Annotated in this window: 19 protein-coding genes and 1 pseudogene; 12 read left to right on the top strand and 8 right to left on the bottom strand. The window is 42.9% G+C overall.

The window, feature by feature from the left end; all coding sequences use genetic code 11:
• Positions 1-60: 60 nt before the first annotated feature.
• Complete coding sequence (locus ACM0OZ_RS14480) at positions 61-300, bottom strand: DUF3134 domain-containing protein (protein ID WP_041037964.1); 240 nt, start codon at positions 298-300, stop codon at positions 61-63.
• Positions 301-525: 225 nt separating this feature from the next.
• On the opposite strand from ACM0OZ_RS14480, the gene ACM0OZ_RS14485 reads away from it, so the two are divergent.
• Together ACM0OZ_RS14485 and ACM0OZ_RS14490 are read left to right on the top strand one after the other, a co-directional pair.
• On the top strand, positions 526-1,110 hold the full coding sequence (locus ACM0OZ_RS14485; RefSeq protein WP_414583518.1) for a PAP/fibrillin family protein: 585 nt from the start codon (positions 526-528) through the stop codon (positions 1,108-1,110).
• Between the two features lie 414 nt (positions 1,111-1,524).
• Positions 1,525-1,737 (top strand): photosystem I reaction center subunit IV, encoded by a 213-nt coding sequence (locus ACM0OZ_RS14490; RefSeq protein WP_414583519.1) that lies wholly within the window; start codon positions 1,525-1,527, stop codon positions 1,735-1,737.
• Here ACM0OZ_RS14490 and ACM0OZ_RS14495 read toward each other — a convergent pair.
• Positions 1,680-1,841 carry a hypothetical protein gene (locus ACM0OZ_RS14495; protein ID WP_414583554.1) on the bottom strand — a complete coding sequence of 54 codons (162 nt, stop codon included), beginning with the start codon at positions 1,839-1,841 and terminating at the stop codon, positions 1,680-1,682. The genes ACM0OZ_RS14490 and ACM0OZ_RS14495 overlap by 58 nt on opposite strands.
• 73 nt (positions 1,842-1,914) lie before the next feature.
• On the opposite strand from ACM0OZ_RS14495, the gene ACM0OZ_RS14500 reads away from it, so the two are divergent.
• The 3 genes from ACM0OZ_RS14500 to mdh all read left to right on the top strand — a co-directional run bounded on the left by ACM0OZ_RS14500 (position 1,915) and on the right by mdh (position 4,473).
• Positions 1,915-2,865, top strand: coding sequence for a DNA-formamidopyrimidine glycosylase (locus ACM0OZ_RS14500; protein ID WP_414583520.1), 951 nt, complete (start codon positions 1,915-1,917; stop codon positions 2,863-2,865).
• A gap of 381 nt (positions 2,866-3,246) precedes the next feature.
• Positions 3,247-3,462 carry an NAD(P)H-quinone oxidoreductase subunit O gene (locus ACM0OZ_RS14505; RefSeq protein WP_073636319.1) on the top strand — a complete coding sequence of 72 codons (216 nt, stop codon included), beginning with the start codon at positions 3,247-3,249 and terminating at the stop codon, positions 3,460-3,462.
• 30 nt (positions 3,463-3,492) lie between these two features.
• Positions 3,493-4,473 (top strand): malate dehydrogenase, encoded by a 981-nt coding sequence (gene mdh / locus ACM0OZ_RS14510; protein WP_414583521.1) that lies wholly within the window; start codon positions 3,493-3,495, stop codon positions 4,471-4,473.
• Positions 4,474-4,858: 385 nt separating this feature from the next.
• Here mdh and ACM0OZ_RS14515 read toward each other — a convergent pair whose 3' ends face one another.
• From ACM0OZ_RS14515 to ACM0OZ_RS14525, 3 genes are all read right to left on the bottom strand, one after another.
• Positions 4,859-5,350, bottom strand: a complete 492-nt coding sequence (locus tag ACM0OZ_RS14515; protein ID WP_414583522.1) for a hypothetical protein — start codon at positions 5,348-5,350, stop codon at positions 4,859-4,861.
• 109 nt (positions 5,351-5,459) lie between these two features.
• A complete protein-coding gene (locus tag ACM0OZ_RS14520; RefSeq protein WP_414583523.1) occupies positions 5,460-5,960 on the bottom strand; it encodes a hypothetical protein in 501 nt (166 codons plus the stop codon).
• A 26-nt stretch (positions 5,961-5,986) separates the two neighbouring features.
• Positions 5,987-6,157 (bottom strand): hypothetical protein, encoded by a 171-nt coding sequence (locus ACM0OZ_RS14525; RefSeq protein WP_414583524.1) that lies wholly within the window; start codon positions 6,155-6,157, stop codon positions 5,987-5,989.
• Between the two features lie 426 nt (positions 6,158-6,583).
• Between ACM0OZ_RS14525 and ACM0OZ_RS14530 the strand changes: the two genes are divergently transcribed.
• The 3 genes from ACM0OZ_RS14530 to ACM0OZ_RS14540 all read left to right on the top strand — a co-directional run bounded on the left by ACM0OZ_RS14530 (position 6,584) and on the right by ACM0OZ_RS14540 (position 10,655).
• A complete protein-coding gene (locus ACM0OZ_RS14530) occupies positions 6,584-7,252 on the top strand; it encodes a hypothetical protein (RefSeq protein WP_414583525.1) in 669 nt (222 codons plus the stop codon).
• 66 nt (positions 7,253-7,318) lie between these two features.
• Entirely contained in the window at positions 7,319-9,124 is a 1,806-nt protein-coding gene (locus ACM0OZ_RS14535; protein WP_414583526.1) for a hypothetical protein, read from the top strand.
• A 70-nt stretch (positions 9,125-9,194) separates the two neighbouring features.
• A complete protein-coding gene (locus ACM0OZ_RS14540) occupies positions 9,195-10,655 on the top strand; it encodes a DUF1802 family protein (protein WP_414583527.1) in 1,461 nt (486 codons plus the stop codon).
• A gap of 389 nt (positions 10,656-11,044) precedes the next feature.
• Here the strand turns inward: ACM0OZ_RS14540 and ACM0OZ_RS14545 are convergent, their stop codons facing one another.
• The 3 genes from ACM0OZ_RS14545 to ACM0OZ_RS14555 form a co-directional block, all read right to left on the bottom strand.
• Complete coding sequence (locus ACM0OZ_RS14545; RefSeq protein ID WP_414583528.1) at positions 11,045-11,590, bottom strand: phosphate-starvation-inducible PsiE family protein; 546 nt, start codon at positions 11,588-11,590, stop codon at positions 11,045-11,047.
• Between the two features lie 741 nt (positions 11,591-12,331).
• Positions 12,332-12,529 carry a UPF0175 family protein gene (locus ACM0OZ_RS14550; RefSeq protein ID WP_414583529.1) on the bottom strand — a complete coding sequence of 66 codons (198 nt, stop codon included), beginning with the start codon at positions 12,527-12,529 and terminating at the stop codon, positions 12,332-12,334.
• Between the two features lie 87 nt (positions 12,530-12,616).
• On the bottom strand, positions 12,617-15,832 hold the full coding sequence (locus ACM0OZ_RS14555) for a glycoside hydrolase family 15 protein (protein ID WP_414583530.1): 3,216 nt from the start codon (positions 15,830-15,832) through the stop codon (positions 12,617-12,619).
• Between the two features lie 360 nt (positions 15,833-16,192).
• Here ACM0OZ_RS14555 and ACM0OZ_RS14560 point away from each other — a divergent pair, with 360 nt between their 5' ends.
• The 4 genes and pseudogenes from ACM0OZ_RS14560 to mgtE all read left to right on the top strand — a co-directional run bounded on the left by ACM0OZ_RS14560 (position 16,193) and on the right by mgtE (position 19,162).
• Entirely contained in the window at positions 16,193-16,324 is a 132-nt protein-coding gene (locus ACM0OZ_RS14560) for a hypothetical protein (protein ID WP_414583531.1), read from the top strand.
• A gap of 388 nt (positions 16,325-16,712) precedes the next feature.
• Entirely contained in the window at positions 16,713-16,850 is a 138-nt protein-coding gene (locus ACM0OZ_RS14565; RefSeq protein WP_414583532.1) for a hypothetical protein, read from the top strand.
• A gap of 56 nt (positions 16,851-16,906) precedes the next feature.
• A pseudogene (locus tag ACM0OZ_RS14570) lies at positions 16,907-17,092 on the top strand (Uma2 family endonuclease); the annotation flags it as partial.
• A 726-nt stretch (positions 17,093-17,818) separates the two neighbouring features.
• Complete coding sequence (mgtE, locus tag ACM0OZ_RS14575) at positions 17,819-19,162, top strand: magnesium transporter (protein ID WP_414583552.1); 1,344 nt, start codon at positions 17,819-17,821, stop codon at positions 19,160-19,162.
• The last annotated feature ends 208 nt before the right edge of the window (positions 19,163-19,370 follow it).

Consider the following 19,370-nt stretch of genomic DNA (forward strand, 5'->3'; position numbering starts at 1 on the left):
ACACTTGCAAAACTAAACAATTGGGACTATCTATGCCAATATACCTTCAGCCAGAATTATTTACTCCTCATCAGGAGCAGCATCATCGTCGTCATCGAAGTCATATTCGCCAATGCCGTCATCAGTACTCAAAAACTCTGATATCTCTTCTTCGTCATCTAGAAAATCAGGCTCAAGAACATCACGTGCTATCAGACGACCGTTAGATTGCAACCAGTCGAGTAGGGAGGACTCTTGCTTTAATGGAATTACAGATGCCCGCTGGTTTCGGGGTACTTCACGCAAAGGAGAATTTAGCATATCTACAGAAGACAATAAAAGGGGAAGGTAACTAGACACTTAGAGTTTATCACTTGATAATGCCCGATTTACTTGTTCATTCAACTGTTTGACTGATAGATCCGACAAAAAATTTTTTATTTATTTATTGATCAGGCAAAATTGAAAGCCAATTCATCATTAGTATGGCACTATACATAGTTCATCAATATTTTCTTAATACTGATGTTTTTGAGGTGACACACGATGCTTGGAAAGACAGATCTTTTAGAAGCAATTGCTGGTAAAAATCGCGGTCTGCTTGCTACAGAGCAGGACAAACAAGCTATTTTGGTGGCAATTGCAAATTTGGAAGATGTAAATCCTACACCTTCTCCAGTTGAAGCAACAAATTTGCTAAATGGTAATTGGCGATTAATATATACCACTAGCAAGGCTCTATTAAACATTGATAGCTTACCACTGTACAAACTTGGTCAAATTTATCAGTGTATCCGCGTAGAAACTAACAGTGTTTACAACATAGCTGAAATTTATGGCTTACCTTTTCTTGAAGGTATAGTCAGCGTTGCTGCAAAATTTGAGCCAGTCTCAAGTCGGCGCGTCAACGTAAAATTTGAGCGATCAATTATCGGTTTACAACGTTTACTAGGCTACAATTCTCCAGAGAGTTTTATCCAACAAATCGAAGTTGGTAAAAAACTCACTGCAATTGATTTTCCTTTAAATAGTAAGGAACAACAAGGCTGGTTAGATATAACTTATATAGATGACAATTTGCGTATTGGTAGAGGTAATGAGGGCAGCGTGTTTGTCTTGACAAAAGCATAAGGTTATCTCAGAAAAGTCCTCGCGACCAATGAAGTTAAGCGATCCCAGGCATTTTGTCAAGGAGAATTTTACACTTTTTTTGAAGAATCTAGAATGGGGAATAGGTAACAAGTCGTAGGTGAGAGTTAAATGCCTCGCCTGCGCTGTACTCAAACAACCTATTTTTTGTAACCTATCCCCTGCACCTGATAACCTTTACCCTGTAACCTATCCCGTAGGTTCGTGGTTCGCTGCACCCTGTAACTTATTCCCTCTTTACTCCAGATGACAAAAATTGATCGTATAAGTTCCTCAACAGACAACCTCTGGCAAGATAAATAACTTAACAAAGCCTCTTGATGAGACCTCCTGGTTGTAGAGTGAAATCAATTAGCCTTATATATTGGCGATTGATAACTCAAAGGGAAGAAACTCATGGTTCAACGTGGTTCTAAAGTACGTATTCTCCGCCGGGAATCTTACTGGTATCAGGATGTAGGAACCGTAGCGTCTATTGACCAAAGCGGTATCAAATACCCTGTGATTGTCCGTTTTAACAAGGTAAATTACGCTGGCGTCAACACCAATAACTATGGTCTGGAAGAACTCATAGAGGTTGAAGCTCCACAGGCAAAGGCGAAGAAGTAACAGGCTCGCGCCAGATTATCATGGGGAAGTCGGGAAGATGAGGAGGATGAGGAGGATGAGGAGGATGAGGAAGATGAGGAGGATGAGGGAGCTATGCCCTTCATCTGGCTTATCCGCCTTATCCCCCTTATCCCTCTGATACTTCCATCTCCCCCATCTGCTGATCTCCTAAAAAAGATGCCTGAACTGCCTGAAGTTGAAACAGTCCGGCGGGGTTTGAATCAATTAACCCTTAACCAGGAAATTACGGGTGGAGATGTGCTGCTTAAACGCACCATCGCCTACCCGTTTTCTGTAGAAGAGTTTGTAACTGGAATCAAAGGGAGTGCGTACGCCGAAGGCGTCGGCGTAGCCATCGCAACTTGGCATCGTCGCGGCAAATATCTCCTAGCCGAACTCACCTCATCTCCCTCATCCCCCTCATCTCCCTCATCTCCCTCACTCCCTCACTCCCTCACTCCCTCACTCCCTCACTCCCTCACTCCCTCATCCCCCCCTAATGGCTGGCTGGGGGTTCATCTACGAATGACCGGTCAACTGTTGTGGCTGCATCAAGATGAACCGTTACACAAGCACACGCGAGTCAGGTTATTTTTTAGAGATGAACGCGAATTACGCTTTGTTGACCAACGTACCTTCGGTCAAATGTGGTGGGTACCTCCAGGAGTGCCACCAGAAAGCATTATCACAGGTTTGGGAAAACTAGCAGTAGATCCCTTTTCACCCGAATTTACTGTCGAGTACTTGGCGCTAAAACTGCGGAACCGTCGCCGTCCAATAAAGACGGCACTTTTGGATCAGTCTGTGGTGGCGGGCTTAGGTAATATCTATGCTGATGAAGCGCTGTTTCTCAGTGGAGTCCTGCCAGAAACTTTATGTATAGATTTGCAGCCAGAGCAAATTGAGCGTTTGCGTTCCTGCATCATTCAAGTGTTAGAAGCCAGTATAGAGGCTGGTGGCACAACTTTTAGTAATTTCCTGAATGTCAAGGGCATCAACGGTAACTACGGTGGTGTTGCTTGGGTTTACAACCGCGCTGGAGAACCCTGTCGAGTTTGTGGTACGGCAATTGCACGGACTCGCTTAGCTGGGCGTTCAAGCCACTATTGTGTTCAGTGTCAACGATAAGCAATTCAAATTAAAAATCCAAAAGATTGCAACTTAAAGTGAAAAATTAATGTATAAAAATTATTGTATTATTCTGATACAATTTTGATTTGAGATTCGGAATTTTGAATAAACGTAGATAAAAGCAGATAGTTATCTAGAAATTATCTGCGTATGTCTGCGTGCGTCTGCGGTTGCAATGCGTGGATTTTGAGACAAGCTACTACCAGTAGGAAGTTTGAGAAATCCAAATTTAGCAGCCATAAAACGAACTGATATCTAACGAATGTATGAAGGCATTTCCCGACACACTTAGGGAGGAGGCAACTCCTAGCTCTAGAAGGACTTCGTGCGAGCTAAGATCCTGAATACAACCAATTTACATACTCAAGAGGGAAACTCATGGCTGTAAAAAGAGGAGATATGGTTCGCGCTGTCCGCGAGAAGCTGGAAAACAGTCTAGAAGCACAAGCCAGTGACCCACGTTTTCCTTCCTATCTGTTTGAAACCAAGGGCGAAGTTGTAGATATCAAAGGTGATTATGCCCTTGTGAAGTTCGGGAAAGTGCCAACACCAAATATGTGGCTACGTCAGGATCAACTTGAAGAATTTAAATAACACTCAACCATTAGCACAGGTACTGCAATTATGAGATCTTCCCCTTCCTCCCTAAATATGTGTCATTCACCCCGTGTCACCGTTGTCGGTGCTGGCAAGGTTGGTAGTACCTTAGCGCAACGCATTGCCGAAAAAAATCTAGCAGATGTCGTGTTGCTTGATATTGTCGAGGGTATGCCCCGAGGACTGGCACTCGATTTGATGGAGGCAAGGGGAATTGAACTGCACAATCGTCGCATTATTGGTACAAACGACTATGCTGAGACATCTGGTTCTGATGTCGTAGTCATTACGGCAGGTTTTCCCCGCAAACCTGGCATGACTCGGGATGATTTGCTCGCGGCAAATGCCAAGATTGTGGTGGAAGCCGCAAACAAAGCAATTGTTTATTCTCCGGAAGCTATATATATAATTGTCACAAATCCCTTGGATGTGATGACTTACTTAGCGTGGCAAGCAACCGGGCTTCCAAGCGATCGCATTATGGGTATGGCTGGCGTCTTAGACTCAGCACGCTTAGAAACCTTTATTGCAATGGAATTGGGAGTTTCTCCTCAAGATGTCAATGCGATGGTTCTGGGTAGCCACGGAGATTTAATGGTACCCTTGCCGCGTTATGCTACTGTGAATGGTGTTCCGATTACAGAATTGCTCGATGCAGCGACAATTGAGCGATTAGTGCAGCGTACTCGTAACGGTGGTGCAGAAATTGTGCAACTCATGCAAACAGGCAGTGCTTTTTTTGCCCCTGCTTCTTCGACTTGCGTGATGGTGGAATCGATTTTGCTGAATCAGTCGCGACTGTTGCCAGTGGCGGCGTACCTCCAAGGTGAATATGGTTTAAATGATATTTTTATCGGTGTTCCCTGTCGCTTAGGACGTAGCGGAATTGAGAAAGTGGTGGAATTAAACCTCTCTGATGCAGAAAGGAATGCTTTGCATATTTGCGCCCAAGAAGTACGTAAAAATCTTGATAGAGCACAAGAAATTTTTGCTGCTGTTACTAGGTGATATTATGTCGCTCTAATTACCCATACCCGGAAAACCCCACCCCGCGTTTATCTGCGCTTTTGCTCCCCTCCCCGCTTGCGGGGAGGGGTCAGGGGTGGGGTGCTGTGATTTTGGGTAGTTTCATGTGCTTTTAATTACCCATACCTGGAAAACCCCACCCCGCGTTTATCTGCGCTTTTGCTCCCCTCCCTGCTTGCGGGGAGGGGTTGGGGGTGGGGTACTGTGATTAAGAATAATTTGCCGGATTTCATATAATCTTATGTCTGTTTTAGTACCTATAAAAAAACAAAAAGACCCCTTCCCTAAGCTCCCTAAAAGCGGAGATGCGGGCGGAGTCTATATTGGGCTTGGCTGTAATCAGTCGAGAATTGTTTTTGGGCGTTAATTATCGGTAACCTTGATCAGCAGGATCGCCGTAGGGGTCTTCACTTGCTGGGCGGACGTTACCATACTCTTGGTCTGCAGGGTCGCCGTATGGGTCTTCACTTGCTGGGCGGACGTTGCCATACTGCCCGTAGGAATCCGCAGGGTCGCCGTATGGGTCTTGGCTGGCGGGGATGACGTTACCATAGTGCCCGTAGGAATCCGCAGGGTCGCCGTATGGGTCTTGACTTGCGGGGATGACGTTGCCATACTGCCCGTAGGAATCCGCAGGGTCGCCATATGGGTCTTGGCTGGCGGGGATGACATTGCCATACTGCCCGTAGGAATCCGCAGGGTCGCCGTAGGGGTCTTGACTTGCGGGGATAGCGTTACTGTAGTAATCCTGATCGGCTGGATCTCCATATGGATCTTCACTTGCTGGACGTGGCTGGCGCTCATCGTCGTTCGACCCAACAATAAAATCCTTTGCCTTTCGCAAAAAGTCGTCTACCATAACGTATCTCCTTTTTATTTCGGTAGTTAATTGTGCCGTTGTTTTTTTGTCGTTTTAGGTTGCCTTATTGCGTGCGCCTAAGTGCTATCCCGAACAAACGGCTTTTTATTTAAAATGCGGGGGCTTCTTGTGGAGCTATGTCGGTTAAAGTGCGACCTGTTTGACGCCCGTTATATCCTTGGAAATCCCGGTACTGTTGCGCTTCTGACTCTGAAACTCGAATTCCTTCGGATGGAGGTGATACCCAGTGAGGGCGACCTTCAGCATCGCGGTAGTATACACGCCCGTTCTTAGAAAGGTAGTACTTGCCTTGCGCTCCCTCTGCTTTAGCATTCTTTCGTTGGTTGTAGAGGTAGTAAAGAGCAGCGGCTCCCACCAAGGTTATTCCTATTTTCTGCCCTGTAGACAATCCCTTCTTAGCTTCTTGTGGTTGGTTTGCGGGGGCTGGATTATTTACATTTCTACCAACGGTATCGTTAACAGGTGGCGGTGGCGCAGCAGTTTGGGAACCTCCACCGCAACCACTCAGTATCGGTACTGTTAGTAATGCCGAAAGAAAGATAGCCACTGGAAGCGGAGCTCTTTTACGCTTTGGGGATATCGTCATCATTATGTTTCCTCATCACCCTGCATTTGCTAAATGCGTGCTGTTACAACAAACAACCGTGAAGGAATTTCTGTAATTTCAAGGTACGACAGAAAGAACACTAGCCGTTCTTTGACAACAGCACAAATAAACGGTTTGATTGCAATCATGATGTAATTTCTCAAGTTATCCATCCTGCCTTTGAGAGAATCTGCATTCATCCTCAGGAAATATGCGTTAAATATATAACAATTTTTTTAAGCTTTATTACTGTATTTTGTTTGCATTTGGATGCAGTACGATTTTGACCCCACCCCTTACCCCTCCCCGCAAGCGAGGAGGGGAGAAATACTCCTCCTCTAAATCTTGCTGAGAGGGGCTTTAGGGATGGCGCTCCTGTCATATCTAAGCAAGGTGAGAACCGCTATAAAAAAATTATTTAGAGGGCTATCTATCTCGTTTATTTATAAATAATTTAAACAATTAAAGTTACAACCGAGACATTGATAAATCAGTGTTGAGTTTTTGTGGAGATACATTACAGTAAAATATAGCAAAAATAAATACACGGTTATTTTAAGTAAAAATACATAAATAGCAGTGTTTAACTAAAAACTATACTAGTTGTAGCAAATAGAACTATTAATATGCCGTCAAAAAATTTACAAGGTATCGAAACTCAAGCGAAAACTCGTCTCCTTCTGGCTTTGTGGGATTTGGGAGGAGCAAAGCAGGAAGTGAAGAAAGGTGAACTGACGAAGCGAATTGTTACCAAAAGCAAGAAGGTAGCAGATTATCAGAGCATCTTTAAAGAATTGGAGGAAAAAGGAGCGATCGCCATTTCCAAAAAAGGCTACTCTCTAGTATCTCCTGCGGGTTTAGAGGTGCTGGGTGAGGGTTTGAAAAGTTCGGATTTTAGGTTTGAAGGAACTATTGTTGGAACTTGGACGGCTAATGCATTGCTGAAGTGGATTGGTGAAATCAATGGTCCGGTAGCTGCAAGTGCATCAACTAATGGGGTGAAGAGTGGGATTAAATCTTACGACGAGTTTAAACAAGTCGCGTTGGAAGTTTACGACCAGCTTAACCGCGACTATAACCTGAATGATTTGGTGCCGATTTATCGGATTAGAAGGGAAGTAGGCGATCGCGTTAGCCGTTCTGATTTCAGTGATTGGCTGCTGGAAATGCAGGCTAACGATATTTTGCAACTGCAAGGTGGCAGTTTACCAGACAACGACCCAGCCAAACTTGAAGACTCGATTACCACACAAATCAGTGGACTACGCTGCTATGCCAAGCGTCTAAACTCATAAACCTTATTGTCTCACTGCTGTTTATTCTCTACTGGCTCCTCATCAATATTTCCTTCATACCGCTTCATGACTAGCTCACCATCTTCAATTGCTGACCTCATCAACGCCATTAAAAGTCAAAACCCCTTTGACAGACCTTTAGTAGTTAGGAGCCAAGATATATGGACGAAAGGTTTTCCTGACGTTTCCTCCTTAAATGCCCATGCTTCAGACACTGTTTTTGAGGCAATTGAAAAAGTTCGCACCCGACAGCGACAAGTTGTTGGCATTACTATCACCGCTGAAAAAGGACTAGGAAAAAGCCACCTCATCAGTCGCATTCGCCACCGTTTGCAAACTGATGGTAGTGCTTTGTTTGTCTACATGAGTGAGTGTGGGGACTTAAATCGAATTAAAGTTGAATTTTTACGAAACTTGGCAACTAGCCTCAAAAAAATTGGTAGCGAAGGTATTAGCCAGTGGCGGGAATTGGCAACAGCTCTTCATAATGAAGCATTTAACCAAAGCTATACTTCTGAGCAGATGGTTAGTAAATTTACTGAAGCCTTTACACGAAATCCGAAAGTAGTTGAACATTTGACGGATAGAGTGCTTGCAGTTAAGCCTGACATCGAAAACCCTGACATCATCACAGCTATTATGTGGACACTTTCCTCTGAGCCAGGTTATGAGACTTACGCCATAAACTGGCTTTCTGGAAAAAGCTTACCGCAGTTAAAAGCGGATGCAATGGGTTTATCAAACCCAAGTACCCAAGATAAAGAAGCAGAATCCTTTACTACGGCTCGTCAAATTCTCGACTTAATTAGTGATTACAAACCGATAGTCGTTTGTTTTGATGAATTAGATGTTCCTGAATGTAATAATGCAGGCTTTACTAAAGCACAAGTTGCTGCTGGTTTGGCTAAAGATTTATACAACACTATGAAACGTGGTGTTCTCCTAAGTTCTATGTATGCTGAAACCTGGGAGGATCAGGTGAAAGCCTTACCTTATGCCGAAGCCGTAATAGACCGGATTGGAGAAAAAGTTATTGATTTAAAACATCCCAATTCTGAAGATGTTGTTGCTTTAGTTTCTCAGTGGTTGAAGGATTTCTATGAGCAAAAAGAACTAACACCGCCTCACCAAGTTTATCCTTTTGATGAAGGTAAACTGAGACAAATGGGCAAAGAAAGACCAATCGTCCGAAACGTTTTGAAATGGTGTGCAGAAAACTGGAACGATAAGACGCCACCCAAGCATCAGGTAGAAGATGCTTACAACAAGGAATTCGTAGCTGTTGAAAACACTATAAATGATGATATGGAGAATAAAGCGAAACTTGCTGAAGCACTCCGGTTAAACCTCTCCACCCTCACAGGAGAAACTGTAGAAAAGGTACAAATTGAGGAGATTACAGAAGTTAAAGCTAGAAGTGCAGACAAAGGATTCATTGACTTCAAAATAGTTGGTAAAGAGAACGGCAAAGTTGTCAAAATTGGAGTAGCAGTTCTTCAAGACTCAAGCGGGAGTTTGATTCAGGCGACATTGAGACGCTTAATAGAATACAAAAAATTTGATTTGACTCGTGGTTGCTTAGTTCGTTCTAAGCAAGTTAGCCGCAACGCTGCTAGAGCTCAACAGTATTTGAGTGAACTTTTATCTCCCCAACTGGGTGGAGAATGGGCAATGTTGAAGAAGGAGGACATCAAGCCACTTTTAGCAATTAATTCTGTCATGAATGCTCGTGAAGATTATGAATTAAGCAAAGAGCAAATCATTGATTTCATTGTACAAAAGCGGATAGCGCTTGACAATTATCTAATTCGTGAAATCCTTAGCGATCCATCCGGGCAAGTTCCTGACGAAGCTATTGATGAAGAGATTTGAAAAGATAAGGTACATTTACCACAAGTTGTGAGTCTGGTAGGTGTGGCTGTACAAGATTCCTTGGAGAATAATGAGTAATTATGTTTTAATCAATACCGCTTTGCGCTTGCCTGCGGCAGATATAGAGGCTTTGTTGCAAGGACGAATGATTGCAGCTATGCTCGATATGTTTATATATCCAGGACGGCAGTTTGCATTATGTCCAGCTGATGCCTCAATGAACCTGTTGCCAATTGAGCATTACTATCACTCAGGTTTTTTGCCAGTTGCCCAAACCTCTCTTGCCAAGGTAAATGCTGAAACAGCTTTGATTAAAGCTTGGGCAAGGTGTGAACTGTGCGAAACTTTAAATGATATGAAATCTTTAGCTGCTTTATCCTCACTAACAATTTGGACACAAGAAGCTTTACAAGAAATACTCAAGCAACGGCAAAACATCTTCCTTGCTTACCTGCGCGTTTATTACCTACCCATAGCAATTCAAGTTCCTGTCAAGAAAAACAGCCAATTTGTTGCTTTACCACAGCCTGTGACGGTTTCTCAAGCCAAACCTGTTTTGAGCGATCGCCTCTTTGCCATCCGCAAACACCAACTAGAAACACGTCAACCGCCACTGCATCCAGAGTTGGAAGAATTACAGAGTGCTTTAGCCTCCCTTACCATCACCAACCCAGCGGCTAAACAATTAGATCAGGATATCAAAGGATTTTTAGGTTGGACTACAGAAGAACTTATCCAGCAACCAGATCCAGATTTAGCTTGGATAAACAACATTGCAGCGTTAGGCGATCGCAGCAAAGAACAAGATCAGGGCAAAAGCAACTATCAAGCTGGAACAGAATTTGAAAATATAGTTCGTAAGAGCTTAGAGTTTTTAGGATTTACAGTTGATTATTTCCACAAAGGTGGTGCTGGTGGTGTAGATGTATTCTGTTCACAGCCATACCCACTGATTGGGGAATGCAAAGCAGGTAAAAAGATTCCCAACGACACTGCAGTGCAACTACTAAACTTAGGAACGCTACGTCTGCAAAGCCAAGAACTATTTGAGCAAGCTACTAAATTAATTATTGGTCCTGGAGAACCTACAACCCAACTGAAAGATGCTGCCAAAGTACATAGTATGACTATTATTAACCCGGAAACACTTGAGAAGCTGGTAAAATTGCAAACTAGCTATCCTAATTCAGTAGACTTGTTTCAACTAAAAGAATACCTAAAAGTAGGTCAATCTGACCAGGAAGTTGAAAAATATATTACCAAAGTTAATCAAGATATCAAGTTGCGATCGCAGCTTGTGCAGCTTGTGAAAAAATATCTAGAAAATACGGGCTTTGAAAGAGCAAGCGTTGATTCTCTTCATGGTGCGTTCAGCGCTACTTCATTTTATAAATTACAGCCTCAAGAAATGCACGAAATTCTGATTGAACTTTCCTCACCATTAACAGGCTACTTGGGACGAATCAAAGGAGAAAATTGGAGACGCGATCGCTTTTACTTCCTACGCGACTTACCAACTCCTGAAATTTAGCCCTTTAGCGCTAAAGCGCTTACTACATACCTTTAATTATTTATACTACCTACTTAATTGCTAAAAAAGCTGTCAAATATATATTAAATATATCAATGTATATACTTAAAAAAATTCAAAAATAAAATCCAATTGCTATAGCAGTCCGCCCTTGGATTTGTGAACAAACAAGATCCCCGACTTCTTTAAGAAGTCGGGGATCTGAAGAAGGTCAATTTTCAGAAATAAAACCGGATTGCTATATGAGAGATGACTGTTGAGAATTCCAGACCAACCTTGCAGTATAGTCTGGAATTATGTCAAATCATTTACAATTAACTCTAACAACAACCACAATGAGGGTGCATTCCTAGATAGACGTGGGAATCAAATAAAAATACCTCCTACCTTTAACCAATCTCCTCATATTGAGTTGAACGTGGCAATTTACCCCCGTTTTCCTGTTGCTCATGATCACTGTTATTAAAAGCACTATAGCTACTATTACTAATCATGTGATCCATATGTGGCGTCTTAGCACACACTAGCAGTAGCCCACCCAGAATAAACAGTAACCCACAAATTGATGCGGTTTGAACCCAAGAAATTTCCAGCACTCCGTGAACAACCACTTCTCGCAGTACAGATACTATTGTGACCTCCACAGCCACCCCTACAGCGATGCTATGCTCCTGCAAGTAGACCATTAAGAGTCGGAATAACTCGACCAAAATCAACAAAAATAGTATTTTTGCAGTTACCTGTTGATGATCTAATGGCACCACAATATCGGTAAATATCTGCCACAACTCTATAACCATATAGGCAAATATACCCAAACACAGGACAATCACAATTAAGTCTTGGAAAGCCTCCATGTTGCGAACAATTCGTTGTCTGTCAATCCAGCGATTGCGAAATAAATATTGACTCTTCTGGCGCTTTTTCATTTGCATTTTCATTCTCATCAGCACAACTACAGAGTAAATTAGTCAGTCCACCGAATCCTATTAACAAGAATTTAGGTTCGTTGAGAATTATTTGAATCACAAGCCTCAGACAAAAGTCATTTGCCATTGCTTGCAAAATCTCTTCTAAGGAGCATTTCGTAATTTTATTTAGGCAATAAAATTACGAAATGCTTTCAAAATATAACTGGCACAATCTCTGAGAGAAGTGTCGTAGAATGAACACTTTTTATCTCTTGTGAGAGAGTATTTGATACCAAAACTTGGGTTGAATCCCTTTTAATTTTATAGCCCACTTTGATGAAGCGGTGGCTTTTCATAAAGTAGAGCACACTCGACGCTTAAGCTGCTATGTCTTGCCCAAATTCCCTCACTTAACACCTTCACAACATAGCTTAAGCCTCTCTCAGTTCACAATTCCCCGCAAGGCGTAAAGCATTCTGAACTAAAGGCTTTGCAATGCGAAAATCTACTTGTGCTAATGCAGTTAACAGCGGTTTCACCTCAGCAATGACCGAAAAAGAAAAGGATACAAGCCCCGAAATTTATTTCTGGAGAATAAAAAATGCGGAGCAACTTTATTCAAGCCCCTGGATTCATCCGTGGGGTCTTCACTTTTGACTTTTGACTTTTGACTTTTGACTTCCCCGAAGGGGTGACACCTTTTTGTTTGGCGCGTAGTAGCATTCCCACTGTACCAATAACTTTTAAACCTAATTGTTGAAAGGCTCAGATTCCCGACTTCTTGAAGAAGTCGGGAATCTTGTTGTTCACGAGTAAGTCTATGAATGTTCGTTCGGAATAACCTGCTAACTTTGCAGCTTGTCCTAATGATAGTTTTCCAGTTTCAAACAGCTTAACCGCCAGCAGCAGTTGTGCTTCCTCAATGGAAATATTTGGGGGGAGTTCTATCGTTACTTGATTCATATTTTTGTTTCTTTTAGGAAAAGAATCTAATTCATATTTCTTACTTTAGATAGGTGCGTAACACGGCGTTAACGCACCTAAGCTTACTTAAGCTGCTATATCTTGCCCAAATTCGGTCAAGAACCTGAACGCCTTGACAACATAGGTGGCGCACTCTCTAGGAGAAGTGTTGTAAAACGATCGCCATGCGCTCGCTTTATCCTCATCGTACCGGTCCCTTCTTCCAGGATTACCTTCCAACCATGCCAATCGTACAGCGTGACCAATTAACACATCCAACACGATATATTCTTCGATGTGCAAGTTGGGGTTGTTGGATACAATTGCTGCCAGTTCCATCAACGTTTCGATATTAACTTGTCGGTACTCGGGAGCCTCAATTTTATTCAACAGATGCTCTACCTGCAGAGCAAAATTCTTTTCCCCTGGTGTCATTTCCGCCAGAATTAAATCACTATCCAAACGATTTCGGCGCTCTAATTTATCACCAATCACCAAGCCTTTGCAGTGTTCCATCAACAGCCAAACATTCTGGAAAAACTCTTTTGGCACGCGTCCCGTTGCTCCCTCGGCTTGGCGGAACCGCCGCCAACCACCGGGAGCAACTTCTATTTCCTCAATAAGTCCTGGTTGCACCACCCAATCAATGTCACTTTCTTTTTGTTTTACGTGCAATGATTCTTGCTGGCGTAACAGCTGACTCATGCTAGCGTATTCAAATAATACCTGACGCACCCGTGTTCTTACCTCAAAAGGCGAGAGTTGCATGAGGTGTTCGTATGCTTCATCTTGGGTGACATTAAGCTCCCGTGCTAGTTCGCTGGTAATCAAAAGGATGAAATAGCCGACTCTGAGTGTCAGGAGTCCTTTAAACAGTTCCGGTTCTGACTTGATTAAGTTACTCAGATTAATCAGAATTTCTTGAGTCAGAACGCGATCGCTGATATCCTCCCGACAAAAGTGATTGATTTTCTCAACAATTTCGCTGTGCGACAGTGGCAAAGTTATCAGCGAAGCTTCACTATAAGCTTTACCTACGGCAATTTGCTTGCCGCGCACCACAATACTCGTCACTACGTCCGATAAGCCGATATCGCTCATTTGCCGCAACCCCGCAGCACGACGCACAACTGCCCAAATGCCCGAGGCACCTGCTTTGCTGTAAACTTCATCGAGCAAATCTGCCACCGTCACGGGACGCCCCGGTCCGCCAAAGCCTGTATCAAACTCTAGCCCTTCCAAACGAATCAAAGTCTGCAACAACTCAATTTGCTCGTAAAGATTTTCTGATGAGCGCAAAGAAGAAAGCAAGAATTTTAAGTTGGTTTCACACTCCATCTGGAATTCTTGAGTATGCTTTAAAGTCCAGTTTTTGTCTGGATTGTAAATCAGATAAGAGCAGCGCAGCGCAGCATCTTTGACGGAAGACTGAGAAAATTCAAAATCTTCTTGAAGAAAATCAATCCGTTGAGTTCCAGCTGTCAACATCAACTGATTAAGCCGCCCCAATTTCACCCGGACACCGTTACAAACACCATCTTTAAGTTCTTGCATTAGGGCAAGTAATGCCTCACTACCGGTTTCCAACATCGTGTGAGTTAACATTAAAGTGAGGATAGGACGCCCTAAATCAATCCAATATTTTTGAATGTAAGCAAGTTCACTTTTAATTTCATACACCAAAAAATGGTAATCAAGAGTTAAGTAGAAAACTTGAGCATCCAAAAACGAGGGCAGAAAGACAACTGTCTCGCCACCAATCCGAAAAATTTTAGATGTTGTCAAACTCCGCAGACGCCGCACAGGACGCCCAGTTAAACCAAGTTTATCGTTGCGCCCAATCTGAGTATACATGGCTGAAAGGTCATCTGCTTGTCGCACCTGAATTGGTTCTACTTGCTTGGGCGTTTGCGTTTCAATGCCGTGAACTGCGAGTTTTCCCTGTAAATCCTCATCTTCTGCTAGTAAGGCGATTTGTACCAAAGGTTCCCGGTATTTTCCCATGTACAAATGCCTTCCCAAAGGGTCGATATCTCCAACCGCTATTAACCCTTCACTCAACATTTGACCAAGAAAATACAAACTCTGCGCCCACACTAAGGGAATATTTTCGTTGGGTAAACGCGGCTGACTTTGGGGTGCTAACTTCTCTGCCTCTACAAATTCTTCTGGGACATAATAAAGTTCTGGCAGCAGATGCAAGCCATCATGTTCAACCAATAAAGACTCTAAACGCTCTTGGTAATGTTTCACGTGCTCTTGTTCGCCACGAAACAAACCATCTAGAAATAAATAGGTGAAAAATAAAGGCCATTCACACTCAATATGCTCAAATTGCTTGAGTTCCAACGGTTCGTAGTGCAAACGGTTTGTGTCTTCTAAAACTGTTTGGTGTCCGTCGCGCAGGAAGCGCTTGCAACCGTATTTTCCTTCGAGTTTATTGATGATATCGTTGCGGGTGCGATCGCGCAGTTGCACATCTTCCACCGCAAACGCCGGAAAACTAATCACGCTCAACAGCGCCGCATCAATTTCTTTTGATGGCGATTCTCTCGGCAATAGAGATTCTAGCGTAATCCTGGCACGGGCGATTTCATCTGGCAGCGCGTGAATCACCGATGCTTGACAACCATGTACGCCAAATAAATCCAAGCCATTAATGGCTTCCAAGGCGGCTTTTGCCATCCCTACAGAACTGGCGTTCAATTCTGCGTTGCCATGATTAATTTTATTGCCTCGTTCCCAAATACCGTAATCGGGAGTACGGTAGGCTCGCCCAATATAATAAACCAAATTTTGGACGAAATTCACTTCGTCAAACGTGTAAATGATTTGCAACCCTGAGGCAGTCATCTGCGCCAATATCAGTAAAAATATTGACGTGGCATCAAGTTGCAAATGTCCCCATTCGTCATCGCCAACAACGATATCACCTGTAGCAGTGTTGTACTTGGCGTGTAAAGCATCCAAAGGGGATTGGGTATGCTTAAATTGCTCTACTTTAGAGCTTTGTCGCATCATAGCAAACAACAAACCCCGCATCAGCTTGATGACGCTGTGTTCCAACTCGTAGGCGCGTCCCTTGTCTTCATCAACCTTGCGGTAAGCAAGTGCCAACCCCCAAACCGCCAGAATGCTGTAAACGTTATCACGTACCCAAGCATCGGTATAATCACCGTGTGCCGTTATTGCTGTACTCGCAGGCAGCAAACCTGTAATCGGATTCTGACGGGCAAGGATGATTGTCTTGATTTGCTGATAATAACATTCAAGACGAGCTTGCAGTTGAGTCGCTGTTTTCATAGTTGATTTTGTACGCTGTTTCCGGAATACAACCCTGAGACTGTGAAGTAGATTATGTTAGCACCAAGACTACTTCTGCAATAGGCAATGATATTGCAGGTTTAACTAAGAAATGAATTTGTTGTCTCCTGTTAACATACAAGCTAGTTTTTCAGGTTTTAGAGAAATATACTCTAAATTTTCAATTCTTTCAATTTTTTATCAGTAGGTAGTCGTTTTTGTCTTTAACTTTAAATAAATTTTATGAATTATAACTAAAGATAAAATTATGCTAAAGCTGAGCAAAAAACCTTTAAATCAATCATAGCCAACAGAACAAAATTACACAAAAAATATTTTTACTAAGATAAGAGGTACATTATGTCTGTGCGTTATAACCAAAATAATTCTCCACTCGTAAAAGTTGTTTACTCCCAAGTAAAAGTTAATGGCAAAATTGAACTGGTACCACTAGAGTTGTACGCCGATGGCTCACTTAAGCGAGCTGCATAAACAAGTTAACCATTGGTCTATACTTCAAAGTGCGTCATTTAATAACTAAAATTTAATATTCCTCCTCGCATTATCCTCCCACAACCTTTGGTTATGGGGGGTTATCTATATTGCTGCGAAGCAACGCTCGCTAAGATAGGTTTAACACTCTTTATACCGAGTTGCGTTCATACGTATCACCTCACCCCAATAAAGCTGCGCTTTATTTCCCCTCTCCTTACTAAGGAGAGGGGTTAGGGGTAAGGTTTTGATCTGCAACTTAGTATTAATAGACAAGATTGCATCTGTTTGATTCCATCTGTGTCCATCTGTGTCCATCTGTGGTTAATTATTCTTTTTTTTGGAATGAATGCAAGAAGATCTAATGTATACGTTAGGTGGATAAACTATGCAGATCAAAGAAGTGCCTTTCACTCTTCTGTTTGGGACACTGAAGGAGTACCACAAAATGGCAGGAGCGGAAATTTTTCACCCAGAGGAACGAGTGGAATTCATTGCATCAAAAGTCTATTTTATAGTTGAGTAGCAGACAGTAGCTTTAAATACGATTGCGAGACTAAAGCTAAGGTCTATGCTCAATCAGGAATTCTAGATTATTGGGTACTAGATGTTAATAACCGCGAACTCCATGTGTTTCGAGAACCGATTCAGGAGAGATATCAAAGTGAAGTTATTCTTCCAGAAGATGCAAGTATTTCACCTTTGGATTTTCCTGCCTTAATCATCGCGATCGCTGATATATTTCCACCAGTGATAACCAAACCATGACCAAAATAGTTCTGAATATCTAGTGCTGTCGCTCCCGGTCGGCAGTCTTCCCGGATGGTAGAGTGTAATGATAATATTTTTTATTTTCCGGACGAAGTATTTAGTACTGAGAAAAAGATTTCATACAGACAATTTATTTAGGGAGAAAAAAAGCTTTTTTTCCTTGTTTTATCCTCCGGTTAACCCGTGTGGATGGATTTACAACTCAGGATTCAGCACGCTATGTAGAAAATCTGATGGCTGTTATTGTAGAGCAGGATGAAATTGCTTCAACCGCAGTTGGCAACTGCCCTCTTGGACGTTTGTCTAGCAAATACCTGCACTCTGATAGTAGTTCAATATGATGACACAGCCTCTATCTTTAGTATGTAAAGAAAGGCTATTGATCATGAAGCAAAGATTTTAACTATATGAAGTTTCTTTGGAAATTAATTTGTACGGTTGACACAGATAGCAACAATAGTAGAATCTACTCAAATCAACAGGCATCAGGGCGATAGGAAATTCAGCAGGGTGCAAGCGGATTAAATTCCTGACACTGAATTTTCAGTATCTACCGGATTACACTGTCCTGGGTTAGTATTATGAGTTAGCGATGCCATTGATTGGTAATCGATGTTGAATTTTTGAGATTTTATGGACCAAAGTCCACAAGATGGCAGTACCAACCTCCTCTGAGCTGTGAGTTTGTCTCCCAGCGCGGGGGAGACCATAGGAGGTTTTATGATGCTCATGCAGGATGTTAGCAATTCAGGTATTGATATTGCCGACTTAAACCAGCTCAAGTTGGATTTGAATTGTTTACAACCCGTGGATGCGGGAGAGTACATAACACAATTGCCCAAGCAACAACGGGCGATCGCATTCCGTTTACTCAACAAACATCAGGCAATTGATGTTTTTGAATATCTGCCAAAAGAAGTGCAGGAAGAAATCATAAATTCCCTGCATGATGTTCAGGTAGCGCAAATTGTCGAGGCGATGAGTCCGGATGAACGCGCAGAATTGTTTGACGAGTTGCCGGCTGGAGTTGTCAAACGCCTCTTACAAGAACTGAGTCCAGAACAACGGCAAGCAACAGCAACAATTCTCGGCTATTCTGAAGGCACCGCAGGACGCGTGATGACAACAGAATACGTGCGGTTGCGGCAAGGATTGACTGTGGGAGAGGCTTTGAGTAAAATCCGTCGTCAAGACGAAGATAAAGAGACAATTTACTATGCCTATGTGACAGATGATGATCGCCAATTGGTGAGTGTTGTTTCGCTGCGACAACTGCTGTTTACTTTTCCCGATGTTTTGATCAGAGATATTGCCAGCAATCGCGTGATCAAGGTGAAAACGGAAATGCCACAGGAAGAAGTTGCCCGAATCATGCAACGATATGACTTAATCGCTGTACCTGTGGTTGACCGGGAAGACCGATTGGTTGGTATTATCACGATTGATGATGTGGTCGATATCTTGCAAGAGGAAGCCACAGAAGACATTCAAAAACTAGCAGGTGTGAGTGGAGATGAAGCCGCTTTGTCTCCTCCTCAAGTCACCATTCGCAAGCGCTTGCCTTGGTTATTGGGAAACATTGGGTTGTACATTGGTGCAGCTAGTGCGATCGCCCCTTTCCAAAGTGTTATTTCTCACGTACCTGTTCTGGCAGTCATCATGCCAATTTTATCTAACACCAGTGGTAATGTTGCTATTCAAGCTTTATCAGTAACAGTACGAGGTCTGGGTGTTGGAGAAGTCACACCGCTGGACACCATGAAAATTCTTCGCAAGGAAATTCTAGCTGGGTTAGGTACCGCTATAGCCTTAGGTACTGCCCTCGGAACACTTTCACTGATTTGGTCGCCTGCCCCAGAAAGATGGGTATCTATAGTTGCAGCCACAGTGATGATTGTGAACGTATTTATAGCCGCTTCGTTGGGAACAGTGCTGCCAATGAGTTTGAAGCGGTTAAACCTCGATCCAGCTCTCATTAGTGGTCCGTTGTTGACGACTACCTTGGATGCGATCGGGTTTTTTACTTTCCTATCGATGATTTCAGTGGCGTTGCAGATATTTAATTGACGTACTCACCGGGAAGACAGCCACGGTGTAGTGTGACGGTGATAGGTGTGTACAAATGGGGAATTGTTAGTTGTAGAGACGCGCCATGGCGCGTCTCTACATTTGGAGCGTTGTTTTTTATGTCTAGTAACCACTAATATCATGTCCGGCTAATTAGTTATGATTCCCACGTTGACTGCACCCCACCCCTTTATCCCCTCCCCGCAAG

Origin of the sequence: Scytonema sp. PCC 10023, from assembly GCF_963920835.1 — a bacterium.
GTDB lineage: Bacteria > Cyanobacteriota > Cyanobacteriia > Cyanobacteriales > Nostocaceae > Kalymmatonema.